Source organism: Pararhodobacter zhoushanensis (assembly GCF_025949695.1).
In the GTDB taxonomy this organism is placed as follows: Bacteria; Pseudomonadota; Alphaproteobacteria; order Rhodobacterales; family Rhodobacteraceae; genus Pararhodobacter; species Pararhodobacter zhoushanensis_A.
Map to the genome: position 1 here is coordinate 3710022 of NZ_JAPDFL010000001.1, position 13125 is coordinate 3723146.

Consider the following 13125-nt stretch of genomic DNA (forward strand, 5'->3'; position numbering starts at 1 on the left):
GTCGAATTCATTTGATGTTGTTACGCTACTATCTGGGTCCGTGGTTGTCAAGGCGCCGTCCCCCTTGTCAACAATCCAAGGCGACATTACCTCAGCCCTCATGAGCGAACCCTTTGCCTTCAAGTCCCGGACTGTCAGCCCCGACTTCATTTCGGCCCCGTGTCACACGGCCGAGTTGTTGGTGCATCTGGCACGCCTCGTGCATGGCTCGGCGGCGGATCCCAGCCTGACGCCCGCGCAATGGACGGCGCTGCGCTACTTCGCCAGCGCCAACCGGTTTTCGCGCACCCCGTCGGGCTTTTCCGAGTTCAACGCCACCACGCGCGGCACCGCCTCGCAGACGGTAAAGTCACTGATCGCGATGGGATTGTTGGAGAAGCGGGTCCATGAAAGCGACCGCCGTTCAGCGCTGATCGAAGTGACCGACGCCGGGCGTTCCAAGCTTTGCGCCGATCCGCTCAGCGATCTGATCGAATGCATCCGCGCGCTGCCCGAACCGCAACGCGAGGCGCTGACCGATACCATCACCACCCTTGGCGTTGCCTTGGCCAAGCGCCGCTCGGCCCCGACCTTTGGACAATGCGGTGACTGCGGCCATTGCGACGCCGCCGACTCGGACGAGTCGTTCTGCCATTGCACCCAGCAGATGCTCTCCGGGATCGAGATGAAATCGCTCTGCATCGACTTCGCGCCGACCAAAGGCCCAAAGCGCTGACTGTCAGTTTTCCAACATTCCGGGCTTGAAGACCGGCTCGCGCGGTGATTGCACGTCCTCTCGGTACGGCTAAGGCGCGACGGCCAGCGGCAGCTTGCGCCCGCAAACCCATCAACAGAACAGCATCCGCCAAAATATCAGGCCTTCAAACGCCTGACATCTGGACCCCCGCAGGCCCGGCGCCCCCTGAAACTGCGCGCTCTCCAGACCCTTCCTTTTCCAACACATGTGCAAGAGTTGACACGCCCCCTTCCCCGCTTCACCCTGTCGCGAAACGGAGGCGCGCATGATCCCTGTCCTGACCCTTGAGGCCGTTGAACCCCTGCTCGACTGGATGGCGCTGGGCGATGCGATTCTTGACGCCCACCGCCGCGCCCCGGCCCAGATCAAAGACGTGCTGATGGAGCGCGGGGCCGACCGCCTGCTGTCGCGCGCGGCGTGGATCGACGGCATGGGGCTGGGTGTAAAATCGGTGTCGGTCTTTCCCGGCAATGCCGCCAAGGGCCTGCCCAGCGTGCAGGGCGCGATGCTGGTGTTTGACGATCAGACCGGCGCGATCGAGGCGGTGATCGACAATGCCCTGATCACCAAATGGAAGACCGCCGGCGACTCGCTTCTGGGCGCGCGGCTGTTGGCGCGGCCTGACGCCCAAAGCCTGCTGATCGTCGGCGCGGGCACCGTCGCGGCCTCGCTGATCGAGGCGTATCGCGCCTGGAAACCCGATCTCGCCATCACCCTGTGGTCCCGCCGGCCTGAACCCGCGCAGGCCCTCGCCGCCCGCTTTCGGGCTGTTCGCACCACAACCGATCTGCCCGCCGCCGTGGCCGCCGCCGATATCGTCAGCACCTGCACCATGGCCACCGACCCTTTGATCCATGGCGCATGGCTGCGCCCCGGTCAGCATCTGGACCTGATCGGCGCTTATACCCCCACCATGCGCGAGGCCGATGACGAAGCGCTGCAACGCGGGCGGCTTTTCGTCGACAGCCGGGCGACCACGCTGGGGCATATCGGCGAGCTGATGATCCCTCTGGCCAGCGGTGCCATCAAGGACTCCGATGTGCTGGGCGATTTCCACGACCTTTCCACAGGGTCCGTCGGACGGCAGAGCCCGCAGGACATCACCGTGTTCAAGAACGGCGGCGGCGCGCATCTCGACCTGATGACTGCCCGCATGATCCTGTCACGCTGGCGCGACGCACAGATGTAAGCCCGCGAAACGCGGCGCCCCCGAAATCACCTGACGAGATCCCCGCACGCCACAGAGTTGCAGCAACATATCAACCTATGGTTGACGACTTTAATTTCACGCACCCAAAGGGTGCAATCTGATTAATAAGCCTCATTTGTCGATAAAATAATACTACTTTAGGCGCGGTTCTGCCCGCGCGTTCTGCAAAACCATTGTATATCAGCAGTCTATGGGTGATGTATCACTATGCCGGAGGACAAGACCCCACTTGAAACCGCCTCAGAATCCAGTGTGACGCACTCGGCTTTGCGCCATGCCCTGCGCGAAATCCGCGCCTTGTTCAGCCGCCGCTCGTTCTGGACCATCCTCGCCGGCGGGATTGTCGTGGTCACACTTTCCGGGCCGTTTTACACCCTCGAACGCTTTGCGCTGTTCGATCGGCTGGTGTTCTGGTCCCTGACCGGGATCTTCGCCACGCTGTTGATGGCCTCGCTGTCGACCCTTTCGAACGCGCTCAACCAGCGCTGGGGGCTGCCCTGGTTCGTTCCGGCGCTGATCACCGCAAGTCTGGGTATCCTGCCCGTCATGAGCCTGGTCTATCTGGCAAACCTGGTCACCAGCGGGGCCCTCCCGCGGGCGGATTCTGGAGCCTGTTTCCCTTTGTTTCGGTCCCCCTCGTCGCCATCCATTTGACCACCAACGGCTTTTTCGCCGCGAGGCGCCACTCTGTGCAAAGAGAGCATGACGCCCTGACACGGCTGGAAACCGTGCAGGACCACGCCGTCGCAGCCGCGCTGTCCCGGCATCCCCGTATGCCGCTGCCAACAGAGCCGCATTCCCCGGATCGCGGCGACAGCCCCGACACGCCGGTGCCGCTGCTGTTTGAAAAACTGCCCGAGTCACTGGGCCGCGACCTGATCAGCCTGCGCGCCCAAGACCATTATGTCGAAGTCACGACAGCTCTTGGCACCACAACCGTCCTGTTGCGCCTGTCGGATGCCGAGCGCGACCTGATCCCGTTCAACGGCATGCGCGTTCACCGCTCGTGGTGGGTCAATCTGGACCATGTGTGCGATCTCACCCGGACCGTCGGCGGCGGCATGGAAGTGACCACCATCGACGGACAGATCATCCCTGTCGCGCGCGGCCAGCGCACCGCCGTGCGGCAGGCGCTGGACGAGCGGCGCTCGGCGGCGGAATAGGCGTTACTCCAGCCGCGCCGGGAACCCGGCAGCGCGCAGGTCGGTGCCCAGCGCGTCCTCCAGCAGCTTGACGATCTGCGTTGATTGCGCCCCGCCACCATAGGCCGCGCGCCCTTTCACAAAGGTCTGTTCGGTCATCGCGGCCAGATCCAGCGGCACGCCGAACGCCCGGCCGAACTGCATGGCAAAGCCCAGATCCTTGAGCGCAAGGTCCATGGTGAACGCGATGTCATAGCTGCCGTTCAGGATCAGCTGCCCTTCGGTTTCATGCACGAAACTGCTGCCCGATGACGCCGCGATCGCCTCCCACGCGGTTTTCAGATCCAACCCGCCGCGCTTGGCCAGCATCAGCGCCTCGCCATCCGCGACCAGATGGATGAAGGCCAGCATGTTGGTGATCACCTTGATCAGGGCCGCTGAACCCAGCGGCCCCATGTGAAAGATCCGGCTGCCCATCGCCGCAAGCGCCGGGCGGTGGCGCGCGAACAGCGCCGCCTCACCGCCCACCAGCACGGTGATCTCGGCCCGCGCGGCCAGATGCACGCCGCCGGTCACCGGGCATTCCAGCACCCCCATCCCGGCAGTCTGCGCCCGCGCGGCCAGCCGCAGCACGTCTTCGCGGCCCAGCGTGGACATCTCGATCCAGTCGGCACCGGGGCGCATCGCGGGCAGGATCTGTTCCAGCACCGCGTCACTGACGATGGGCGACGGCAGGCAGGTGATCACCGCATCCGCGCCCCGCACCGCTTCCGCCGGCGTCTCGGCCCAGTCCACACCCAAGGCGTCGAACCGTGCGCGCAGACCGGCGTCGCGGTCGTGGACCACCAGCGACAACCCCGCCCCGGCGAGCGAGGCCGCCAGATGGCCGCCCAGATTTCCCAATCCGATGAATGCATAGCGCATCGCGCCCTCCGTGCCTGCCCGCTCTCAGGCTGGCACAGACACGCAGGGCTGCGCGCTTATCCGCGACATACGCGTGTCGCTGACCGGCAAAGGCCGGTCAGTTGCCCACGCGGGCGTGCGCCTGAAGGGGCATCGAGGGCGTGTCCAGACAGGTGCCGTAAACCCCGGCAAAATCGGACGGGAAACCGTCGTTCACGAAGGTGATGGTGAAGGTGCCCCAGAAATCCGACTTGCTGCCCAGCGGATCGACCATCTGCGTCACGCAGGCTGTGTCGCTTTCCGCTGCAATCCACACCCCGGTATACGAGCCGCGCCCGCCCATCATGTCGCGCGCCAGCCCCGGCACGATCAGGCGCAGCAGGCCGTCGCCGTCACCCATGCGCAAAATGGCGTCGTCGCCGCGCGACTCTTCCCAGGCGATCTCGCCCATATTCGTGTCCCAAACCTCGTCGGCAAGGGCAGGCAGCGCGCCCAGCGCCGTGACGGCAAACAACGAAAGTGCAGCAGTCAGTCGCATGAACGGTCCTTTCAGAAATACGGGTCGCGGCAATCTTGCACGAAAACGGGCATCGCGATAGCGCGCGCCATCACGTCACCGCGTGCGTGCGCGCAACTGTGACCGCAATACCGCCCTTTTCAACGCTTTGCGCCTTGTTCACGGCTTGAGCCGCGCCTCTGTCTTGCCGCCTGTCCCGGCCTGCACTAAGCAGAACGCGACAAAAGGAAAGGCGATCCATGCGCATTCTCGTGACCAACGGCGACGGCATCAACGCCCCCGGACTCAAGGTGATCGAGGCGATCGCAGCCGAAATCGCCGGACCCGGCGGTGAGGTCTGGACCGTCGCCCCGGCCTTTGAGCAATCGGGCGTCGCCCACAAGATCAGTTACACCCATCCGATGATGATCGCCAAACTGGGCGAGCGTCGCTACGCGGCCGAGGGCAGCCCGGCCGACTGCGTGCTGGCGGGGATCTTCGACGTGCTCGACGGGGCGCGGCCTGATCTGGTGCTGTCAGGGGTCAACCGGGGCAACAACTCGGCCGAGAACACGCTCTATTCCGGCACCATCGGCGGCGCGATGGAAGCCGCCCTGCAAGGCCTGAAGGCCATCGCGCTGTCACAATACATCGGCCCGCGCTCGCAGGACATGGACGGCGGGATGTTCGAACCCGCCGTAGCGCATGGCGTCTCGGTGGTGCGGGCACTGATCGACAAGGGCCTGTGGGAAGACGAAGACTACCGCGTCTTCTATAACGTCAACTTCCCGCCGGTTCCCGCCGATGAGGTCAAGGGCATGAAGGTCGCAGCGCAGGGCTTTCGCAAGAACACCTCGTTCGGGGTCGAGCCGCATATCTCGCCCTCGGGCCGCAAGTTCCTGTGGATCAAGGGCGGCCCGCAGAACGTCGCCACCAAGCCCGGCACCGATGCGGCCGCAGATCTGGACGGCTGGGTGTCGATCACGCCGATGCGCTGCGATCTGACGGCGCATGACACGCTCGACCTGCTGCGCGAGCGACTCGAATGACAGAGGCCGAACGCGCTGAGCAGATCATGCGCTTCATCTACACGCTGCGCTCGCGCGGCGTGACCGACCCTGCTGTGCTGCGCGCCATGGAAAAGATCGACCGGGGCGCCTTTGTCACCGGCATCTTTGCCGAGCGTGCCTATGAAGACACCCCGCTGCCCATTGCCTGCGGTCAGACCATCTCGCAGCCCTCGATCGTCGCCCTGATGACCGAAGCGCTGGAAGTGAACGCCCGTGACAAGGTGCTCGAGGTCGGCACCGGCTCGGGCTATCAGGCCGCGATCCTCAGCCAGCTGGCGCGCCGGGTCTATACGGTCGAGCGTCACCGCGCCCTGATCAGCGAGGCACGCGCGGCCTTTAACCGGCTGAATTTGCACAACATCACCGCGATTGCCTCGGATGGCAGCTTTGGTCTGCCCGATCAGGCACCGTTTGACCGCATCATCGTCACCGCCGCCGCCGAAGACCCGCCCGGCCCCTTGCTGGCGCAGTTGCGCGTCGGCGGGATCATGATCGTGCCGGTGGGCCAGTCGGACGCCGTGCAAAGCCTGATCAAAGTGCGCAAACTCGACAGCGGCTTTGACTATGAAGAACTGCGCCCGGTGCGCTTTGTGCCGCTGCTGGAAGGCATGGCCAAGGACTGACGCGGGGCGGAAGAGGGCGTTCCTCACGATATCCTCAGCGAAAATCCACTACACGTTGTGGTGATGGGGTGTATCACCCCTATTTTTCGGCTATAAAAGGCGAAAGCCCCGCGCATGCCGGATGTCTGGTTGCAGACGGGACAAGAAACGGCGTGGACAGAATGAGCAGACAAGACTTGGGCACCTCCGGCAAAACCCCGATCCGTGCAACCCGCACCCTGACGCTGCTTGCGTCGGCCAGCCTCGTGCTGGCCGCTTGCGGCTCCAGCTCGACCCTCGACTGGGACCTGCGGCCGTCGGACCGGTTCTCGACCTCGGACGCCGCCCGCGACGCCACCGGCTCGCGGCCTGCGCCGGATGCACGCGGCGTGATCTCGTACCCGGGCTATCAGGTCGCGGTGGCGCAGCGCGGCGAAAGCGTCGGCGATATCGCCGCCCGACTGGGGCTGGATGCGGCCACGCTGGCCCGGCATAACGCCATCGCCCCCGACACCGCCCTGCGCGGCGGCGAGCTGCTCGTGCTGCCTTCGCGCGTCGGCGATGCCACCGACTCCATAACCTCGACGCCCCTGGCCCCCATGACCCCGGCTGGCAGCGAACCGCTGCGCCACACGGTCGAGCGCGGCGAAAGCGCCTTTACCATCGCGCGCCTCTACGGCATCACCCCGCGCTCGCTGGCCGACTGGAACGGCTTGCCCGCAGATATGAGCGTGCGCGAAGGCCAGATCCTGGTGATCCCGGTCACGCAAACGGCGGCTGTCGCGGGCGCACCGCTGAACGCGGCCGGCGTCACCACCCCGACGCCTGTGGCGCTGCCGGCCACCGAGACGGCGCCGGCCACGACATCGCAGCCCGGCATGGGCTCACCGACCCCGGTCCCGCCCTCGGCCACCACGCCGCTGCCGACCAACACCAACCCGACACCGGCCGGTCAGGGCACCACCACGCCGCAGGCACCGGTCGCCGACATGAGCAGCCAGCGCACGCAAACCTCGCGTCTGGCGATGCCCGTGCAGGGCCGCATCATCCGCGCCTATGCGCAAGGGCGCAACGACGGCATCGGCATCGGCGCCCCGGCGGGCACGTCGGTGACCGCGGCGGCGGCAGGCACGGTTGCGGCAATCACCCAGGACACCGATCAGGTGCCGATCCTGGTGATCCGCCATGACAACAACCTGCTGACGGTCTACGCCAATATCGACGACATCCGTGTCGCCCGCGGCGACCGCGTGACCCGCGGCCAGACCATCGCCACCGTGCGCGGCGGCGATCCGTCGTTCCTGCATTTCGAGGTCCGCGAGGGCTTTGAAAGCGTCGACCCGATGCCCTATCTGCAGTAAACGGGCGAGGGGTTTCGCCTTCGGCCAGAACGGCTGACGCCGTCCCGCCCTCACGCGACCCACGCGCCGCCTTGCGGCGGCGCAGGGGCATTCTGCCCCCTCGGCCCGTGCCGGGCCTCACCCCCTGAGGATATTTCAAGAGCAAAGAAAGCGCGGTTAACCGTTCCTTAACCACCATTTTCTGTCTGAAAATATCCTCCAGGAGGGTCCGGGAGGATGGAAAATCCTCCCGGGCGGGTCCGGGCGGCAGCCCGGCGCGGCGCGAGGCCCCTCGATGGGGCCGAGCGCCGCTCCCCTTGACGTAACCGCCCCGCACCGGCACATCCGCTGCATGCTGCCCAAAGACACGCTCGATCAGATCACCCGCCGCTTTGAGTATCTCGAAGCACAGCTTGCCGCCGGGGCCGATCCGTCGCGGCTGGCCGATCTGGGCCGGGAGTATCAGGAGCTCAAGCCCGTCACCGCCGCCATTGCCGAGTGGCGCCACGCCCGGGCGCAGCGGGTCGAGGCCGAGGCGATGCTCGCCGACCCCGAAATGAGGGCTCTTGCGCAAGACGAGCTCTGGGCGCTTGACCAGCGCCTGCCCGCGCTGGAGGCTGAGCTGAAGCGCGCGCTTCTGCCCAAGGACATCGCCGACGAGCGCCCCGCCATTCTGGAAATCCGCCCCGGCACCGGCGGCGACGAGGCCGCGCTTTTTGCCGCCGACTTGCTGCGGATGTACCAGCGCTATGCCGACACCCGCGGCTGGCGTTGCGAGATGATCGCCTTTGCAGAGACCGAACTGGGCGGGTTGCGCGAAGCCGTCATGCGGGTTGTGGGCGACGGTGTCTTCGCCCGGCTCAAGTTCGAATCCGGCGTCCACCGTGTCCAGCGCGTTCCCGTCACCGAATCCGGTGGCCGGATCCATACCTCGGCCGCCACCGTCGCCGTGCTGCCGGAAGCCTCCGAGGTCGATCTAGACATCCCCGACAGCGATCTGCGCATCGACACCATGCGCGCCTCGGGCGCCGGGGGTCAGCACGTCAACACCACCGATTCCGCCGTGCGTATCACCCACCTGCCCACCGGCATCATCGTCACCAGTTCCGAGAAATCCCAGCACCGCAACCGCGCGCTGGCGATGGAGGTGCTGCGCGCGCGGCTCTTCGACCTTGAGCGCCGCCGTCAGGATGACGCCCGCGCCGCCGACCGCAAGGCGCAGGTCGGCTCGGGCGACCGGTCCGAGCGCATCCGCACCTATAATTTCCCACAAGGCCGCCTGACCGACCACCGCATCAACCTGACGCTCTACGCCTTGGCGCAGATCGTCGCGGGCGATCTGGACCCGGTAATCGAGCCGCTGATCGCGCAGGATCAGGCCGACCGTCTGGCCGAGCTGGAGCAATGACTGCCGCCGAGGCCCTGCGCACCGCTGTGGCGCAACTGGCCGCTGCCGGGGTTCCGGACCCCGCCCGCGACGCCCGCCTGCTGCTGGCCCACGCGATGGGCATCGCGCCGGACCGCGTGACCCTGCACCTGCCCGACGCACTCTCGCCGGACGCCAGCGCCCGCTACGCCGACGCCCTCGCCCGCCGATCCGCCCGTCACCCGGTCAGTCACATCACCGGCCAGCGGCTGTTCTGGGGCCGCTCGTTCCGCGTCACGCCCGATGTGCTCGACCCGCGCCCCGAAACCGAAACGCTGATCGCCGAGGCGCTGAGCCGCCCTTTCACCCGCGTGCTCGATCTGGGCACCGGCTCGGGCGCGATCCTGCTGACGTTGCTGGCCGAGCGCCCCCTGGCCACCGGCCTTGCCACCGACCTTTCTCCCGCCGCCCTGACCGTGGCGCAAGTCAACGCCGAGGCGCTGGCCCTCACCCCCCGCGCCCGCTTCACCCTCTCGGACTGGTTGGCCAGCGTTGAGGGTCTTTTCGACCTCATCGTCTCGAACCCGCCCTATATCGCCGAGTCCGAGATGACCGCCCTCTCGCCCGAAGTGCTGCACGAGCCGCGCATGGCGCTGACCCCCGGCGGCGACGGGCTGGCCCCCTACCGGGCCCTTGCCAGCGCCGCCCCGCGCCACCTGACCCCCGGTGGTCGCTTGATGGTCGAGATCGGCCCGACACAGGGCGAACAGGTCGCGGAACTCTTCGCCGGTGGCGGTCTGCAGGCCGTGCAGATCTTGCCGGACCTCGATGGCCGGGACCGCGTCGTGAGCGCGCACCGCGCGACATAACCCCGTCCCATGCGGCGGATTTATGCTTTTTCCGCCACGTTTTAGTGAAAACACGCAGAACTTAGCAGGTTTTTCACACATTCGGACTTGTCTAGACCAAAGTGGCGTGATTAGTCGAAGCAGAGCCGGTGCTGTTCGCGCCTCGATCGCCGATCCACGCCGCTCAATCATTCAGACAGCCTGACCCTGTCGCGCCGCTCCTGGTGCCGCCTGTGGGTCTAACGTCCCGACCAAGGCCGGAACCCGCTTTCATGAGACCATCGAACAAACGTTCGCGATCCAAACAGAATCGTCCGCGCTCGCTGGGCAATATCATCAACCGCGTGTTTGACAGCTCGGGGCCTGAGGGGAAGGTGCGTGGCACCCCCCAGCAGATCATCGACAAATACGCCCTGCTGGCGCGCGACGCGCAGCTGTCGGGCGACCGCGTCGCGGCTGAGAACTTCCTGCAACATGCCGAGCATTACACGCGCATGCTGAACGAAGCGCAGGCCGAAATGAACCGCGAGGCCGAGCAGCGTCAGAACCAGCCGAACAATGGCCAGAACGGTCAGAACGGCAATGGCCAGAACAACGGCCAGAACAATAACAACGGCAACAACAACGGGAACGGCCAGAACAATGGCCAGAACCGTCGTGCGGATGGCGACAGCGACGGCGACCGCCAGAGCGATAACCGGAACGACAACCGGAACGATAACCGTCAGGACAATCGCGCCGACAACCGGTCGGATAGCCGCGACGACAACCGGGGCGACAACCGCTCTGAGCCGCGCGCCGACGCCCGCTCGGATCAGCCCCGCGCCGAAAAGTCCGACGCGCCGCGCCCCGAGTGGAAAGAGCGCCGCAACAAGCGTTTCGACGAGCGCCGCAGCAAGCGCGACTCAGGCGATCCGCGCGAAGAGGGCACGGCGTCAGAGGGCGAGTCGATGCTGGTGGAAACGCCGGAGTCGCGCGTCCAGACCCAGCCTGAGGCCAAGCAGGCCCCTGCTGCTGCACCCGCCCCGGCTCCGACCCAGGCTCTGGCCCCCGACGCTGCGGCCCCCGCGCCCCAGCCCGCTGCTGAGGCCACGGACGAGGCCGCCAAGCCCGCCCCCAAGCCGCGCCGCGCCCGCAAACCGCGTGTCGCCGCCGACAAGGCCGACAGTGCCGGTGACCAGCCTGCAGCTGCCCCCGACGCTGCCGAATAACGGCGTCTGCACTGTGATCAAGACGGGGGCCCTCGGGCCCCTGTTTTCGTCTTGGGCGGCCCTTTCCCGCCCAGCCCGCGCATCCAGCCCGCTGAATCACCGATCGTGATCGCCCAACAGTAGCGCAACGCCCCCTGCGCCCTATATCTGACTCCTCTCGCCCCATGCTCAGCCCCGGAATCGCCCCCGTTCATGTCCTTGCCACCCGGATTTCTTGACGAACTGCGCAACCGCGTCTCTATCGCGCAGGTTGTCGGCCGTGCTGTGACCTGGGACCTGCGCAAATCCAATCAGGGCAAGGGCGACTTCTGGGCCCCCTGCCCGTTCCATCACGAAAAGAACGCCTCGTTCCACGTCGATGACCGCAAGGGCTTTTACTATTGCTTCGGCTGTCAGGCCAAAGGCGACGCGCTGACTTTCCTGCAAGAAACCCAGAACCTCAGCTTCATGGAATCGGTCGAGGCGCTGGCGCGTGAAGCCGGGCTTCCCATGCCCGAACGCGACCCCGGCGCACAAGCGCGCGACGACAAGCGCGGCTCCCTGGTCGAGGTCATGGAAAAGGCCGTGCGCTTCTACCGCATGCAGTTGATGGGGTCGCAGGCCGCCGAGGCCCGCGCGTATCTCGACCGCCGGGGCCTGTCCGAGGCCCAGCGTGAGCGTTGGGAAATCGGCTTCGCCCCCGATCAGCGGCAGGTTCTGTTCCACCATCTGACGCAGTCGGGCGTGAAGCCCGAAGCGATCATCGAGGCCGGTCTCTGCGCCAAGCCCGGCGACGGCGGCGCGCCCTTCGACCGCTTTCGCGGCCGCATCATGTTCCCGATCCGCGACGCCCGTGGCCGCGCCATCGCCTTTGGCGGGCGGGCCATGGCCGAGAACGCGCGCGCCAAATACCTGAACTCGCCCGAAACCCCGCTGTTCGACAAGGGCCGCAACCTGTTCAACATGGGCCCTGCCCGTGCCGCCGCAGGCAAGACCGGCCCGCTGATCGTGGCCGAGGGCTACATGGACGTCATCGCGCTGGTCGGCGCGGGGTTCGAGAGCGCCGTCGCCCCCTTGGGCACCGCCGTGACCGAAGACCAGTTGCGCCTGATCTGGCGCCTGCATGACGAGCCGATCATCGCGCTGGACGGGGATGCTGCGGGCCTGCGCGCCGGGCTGCGCGTGGCCAATCTGGCGCTGCCGCTGATCAGCGCCGGGCAAAGCCTGCGCTTTGCGCTGCTGCCCGGCGGGCAAGACCCGGACGACCTGATCAAATCCGGCGGACCCGGCGCGATGAAAGCGGTGATCGACAAGGCCGTCCCCATGGCCAAACTGCTGTGGGAGGCCGAGATTCAGGGCCACATCTTCGACAGCCCCGAACGCCGCGCCGCGCTCGACCAGCGCCTGCGCGCGCTCTTGGCCCGCATCACCGACGCCCATCTGCGCGAGCATTATTCCGAAGAATTCCGCCAGCAACGCCGCACGCTCTTTGCCGACAAGGCTGGCCCGTTTCAGCCCGGTTTCCGCCAGCCCTACGGTTCGGGCGGGTACGGCAAGGGCAAGGGCAAGGCCCCGCCGGGTCTGCCGCTGCCCGGCACCCGGGGTTCGGTTCTTGCCGGGGGCAATGAAGGCGCGGATGAGGAGTTGCGCGAGGCGCTGATCCTTGCCGTCCTCTTTGCCCACCCGGCCTTGCTGGTCGAATTCGACGACCGTCTGGTCGAGCTGGATTTCCGCCGCGATGAGCACCGCGCGCTGCAGACCATCCTGCTGCGGGCCGCGCAGGAAGAACCGCAGCCGGACGCCGACACCCTCGCCGCCCGCGCGGGCACTACCCTCAGCGACCTGCGCGCCCAGCCGCATGTCTCGATCGCACCGATGCTGCGCAGCCAGGCCGAACCCGACTTCGTGCGCCGCTGTCTGGCCGAGGATTTCCAGATCCTGCGCAGCCGTCGCGCCCTGCGCCGCGAGCTGGCGGAACTGACCGCCGATGTCGACCGGATCGCCGACGAGACGCTGACCTACCGGCTGGGCGATGCCTCGGCCCGGATGGATCGCGCGGGTCGCGGCGATCTGGGCGAATCAGCCACAGATCTGGGCGAAGACCGCGCCAGCCTGTCTGCACAGCTTCAATCCATGCTCGATTCGCAGATCTGGCTGAAGAAAAAGCGACGAGACGGCCCAACTTAGAGGTGATTCGCCCCGCGACTCACTGAATTTAACCG

The 13125-nt window shown here is 66.6% G+C and carries 13 protein-coding genes; 11 read left to right on the forward strand and 2 right to left on the reverse strand.

Translation table 11 applies throughout. The annotated features are described in order from the left end of the window. Positions 1-100 precede the first annotated feature (100 nt). The 4 genes from OKW52_RS18430 to OKW52_RS18445 all read left to right on the forward strand — a co-directional run bounded on the left by OKW52_RS18430 (position 101) and on the right by OKW52_RS18445 (position 3109). Entirely contained in the window at positions 101-715 is a 615-nt protein-coding gene (locus tag OKW52_RS18430; protein WP_264506998.1) for a MarR family winged helix-turn-helix transcriptional regulator, read from the forward strand. A 286-nt stretch (positions 716-1001) separates the two neighbouring features. Then, a complete protein-coding gene (locus tag OKW52_RS18435; RefSeq protein WP_264506999.1) occupies positions 1002-1925 on the forward strand; it encodes an ornithine cyclodeaminase family protein in 924 nt (307 codons plus the stop codon). A 228-nt stretch (positions 1926-2153) separates the two neighbouring features. Next, positions 2154-2600: a hypothetical protein gene (locus OKW52_RS18440; protein WP_264507000.1), complete on the forward strand. Its 447-nt coding sequence runs from the start codon at positions 2154-2156 to the stop codon at positions 2598-2600. 35 nt (positions 2601-2635) lie between these two features. Continuing rightward, a complete protein-coding gene (locus OKW52_RS18445; protein WP_264507001.1) occupies positions 2636-3109 on the forward strand; it encodes a LytTR family DNA-binding domain-containing protein in 474 nt (157 codons plus the stop codon). Positions 3110-3112: 3 nt separating this feature from the next. Here OKW52_RS18445 and OKW52_RS18450 read toward each other — a convergent pair whose 3' ends face one another. Next, positions 3113-4012, reverse strand: coding sequence for an NAD(P)-dependent oxidoreductase (locus OKW52_RS18450; RefSeq protein WP_264507002.1), 900 nt, complete (start codon positions 4010-4012; stop codon positions 3113-3115). A gap of 97 nt (positions 4013-4109) precedes the next feature. Continuing rightward, positions 4110-4529: a hypothetical protein gene (locus tag OKW52_RS18455; RefSeq protein WP_264507003.1), complete on the reverse strand. Its 420-nt coding sequence runs from the start codon at positions 4527-4529 to the stop codon at positions 4110-4112. A gap of 218 nt (positions 4530-4747) precedes the next feature. Here OKW52_RS18455 and surE point away from each other — a divergent pair, with 218 nt between their 5' ends. From surE to dnaG, 7 genes are all read left to right on the forward strand, one after another. Continuing rightward, on the forward strand, positions 4748-5536 hold the full coding sequence (surE, locus tag OKW52_RS18460; protein WP_264507004.1) for a 5'/3'-nucleotidase SurE: 789 nt from the start codon (positions 4748-4750) through the stop codon (positions 5534-5536). Then, positions 5533-6180: a protein-L-isoaspartate(D-aspartate) O-methyltransferase gene (locus OKW52_RS18465; RefSeq protein ID WP_264507005.1), complete on the forward strand. Its 648-nt coding sequence runs from the start codon at positions 5533-5535 to the stop codon at positions 6178-6180. The genes surE and OKW52_RS18465 overlap by 4 nt, the downstream gene beginning before the upstream one ends. Before the next feature lie 161 nt (positions 6181-6341). After that, positions 6342-7520 carry a peptidoglycan DD-metalloendopeptidase family protein gene (locus OKW52_RS18470; protein WP_264507006.1) on the forward strand — a complete coding sequence of 393 codons (1179 nt, stop codon included), beginning with the start codon at positions 6342-6344 and terminating at the stop codon, positions 7518-7520. A gap of 331 nt (positions 7521-7851) precedes the next feature. Continuing rightward, positions 7852-8907 (forward strand): peptide chain release factor 1, encoded by a 1056-nt coding sequence (prfA, locus tag OKW52_RS18475; protein WP_264507007.1) that lies wholly within the window; start codon positions 7852-7854, stop codon positions 8905-8907. Further along, entirely contained in the window at positions 8904-9734 is an 831-nt protein-coding gene (prmC, locus tag OKW52_RS18480) for a peptide chain release factor N(5)-glutamine methyltransferase (protein ID WP_264507008.1), read from the forward strand. The genes prfA and prmC overlap by 4 nt, the downstream gene beginning before the upstream one ends. A 251-nt stretch (positions 9735-9985) precedes the next feature. Next, positions 9986-10924, forward strand: coding sequence for a DUF4167 domain-containing protein (locus tag OKW52_RS23370; RefSeq protein WP_264507009.1), 939 nt, complete (start codon positions 9986-9988; stop codon positions 10922-10924). A 192-nt stretch (positions 10925-11116) separates the two neighbouring features. Then, positions 11117-13090 (forward strand): DNA primase, encoded by a 1974-nt coding sequence (gene dnaG, locus OKW52_RS18490; RefSeq protein WP_264507010.1) that lies wholly within the window; start codon positions 11117-11119, stop codon positions 13088-13090. Positions 13091-13125 lie beyond the last annotated feature (35 nt).

What these genes read in the sequence shown, in the direction of transcription:
- OKW52_RS18430 (WP_264506998.1), top strand. Translation starts at nt 101, where the DNA reads ATGAGCGAACCCTTTGCCTTCAAGTCCCGGACTGTCAGCCCCGACTTC.
- OKW52_RS18435 (WP_264506999.1), top strand. Translation starts at nt 1,002, where the DNA reads ATGATCCCTGTCCTGACCCTTGAGGCCGTTGAACCCCTGCTCGACTGG.
- OKW52_RS18440 (WP_264507000.1), top strand. Translation starts at nt 2,154, where the DNA reads ATGCCGGAGGACAAGACCCCACTTGAAACCGCCTCAGAATCCAGTGTG.
- OKW52_RS18450 (WP_264507002.1), bottom strand. Translation starts at nt 4,012, where the DNA reads ATGCGCTATGCATTCATCGGATTGGGAAATCTGGGCGGCCATCTGGCG.
- OKW52_RS18455 (WP_264507003.1), bottom strand. Translation starts at nt 4,529, where the DNA reads ATGCGACTGACTGCTGCACTTTCGTTGTTTGCCGTCACGGCGCTGGGC.
- surE (WP_264507004.1), top strand. Translation starts at nt 4,748, where the DNA reads ATGCGCATTCTCGTGACCAACGGCGACGGCATCAACGCCCCCGGACTC.
- OKW52_RS18465 (WP_264507005.1), top strand. Translation starts at nt 5,533, where the DNA reads ATGACAGAGGCCGAACGCGCTGAGCAGATCATGCGCTTCATCTACACG.
- OKW52_RS18470 (WP_264507006.1), top strand. Translation starts at nt 6,342, where the DNA reads ATGAGCAGACAAGACTTGGGCACCTCCGGCAAAACCCCGATCCGTGCA.
- prfA (WP_264507007.1), top strand. Translation starts at nt 7,852, where the DNA reads ATGCTGCCCAAAGACACGCTCGATCAGATCACCCGCCGCTTTGAGTAT.
- prmC (WP_264507008.1), top strand. Translation starts at nt 8,904, where the DNA reads ATGACTGCCGCCGAGGCCCTGCGCACCGCTGTGGCGCAACTGGCCGCT.
- OKW52_RS23370 (WP_264507009.1), top strand. Translation starts at nt 9,986, where the DNA reads ATGAGACCATCGAACAAACGTTCGCGATCCAAACAGAATCGTCCGCGC.
- dnaG (WP_264507010.1), top strand. Translation starts at nt 11,117, where the DNA reads ATGTCCTTGCCACCCGGATTTCTTGACGAACTGCGCAACCGCGTCTCT.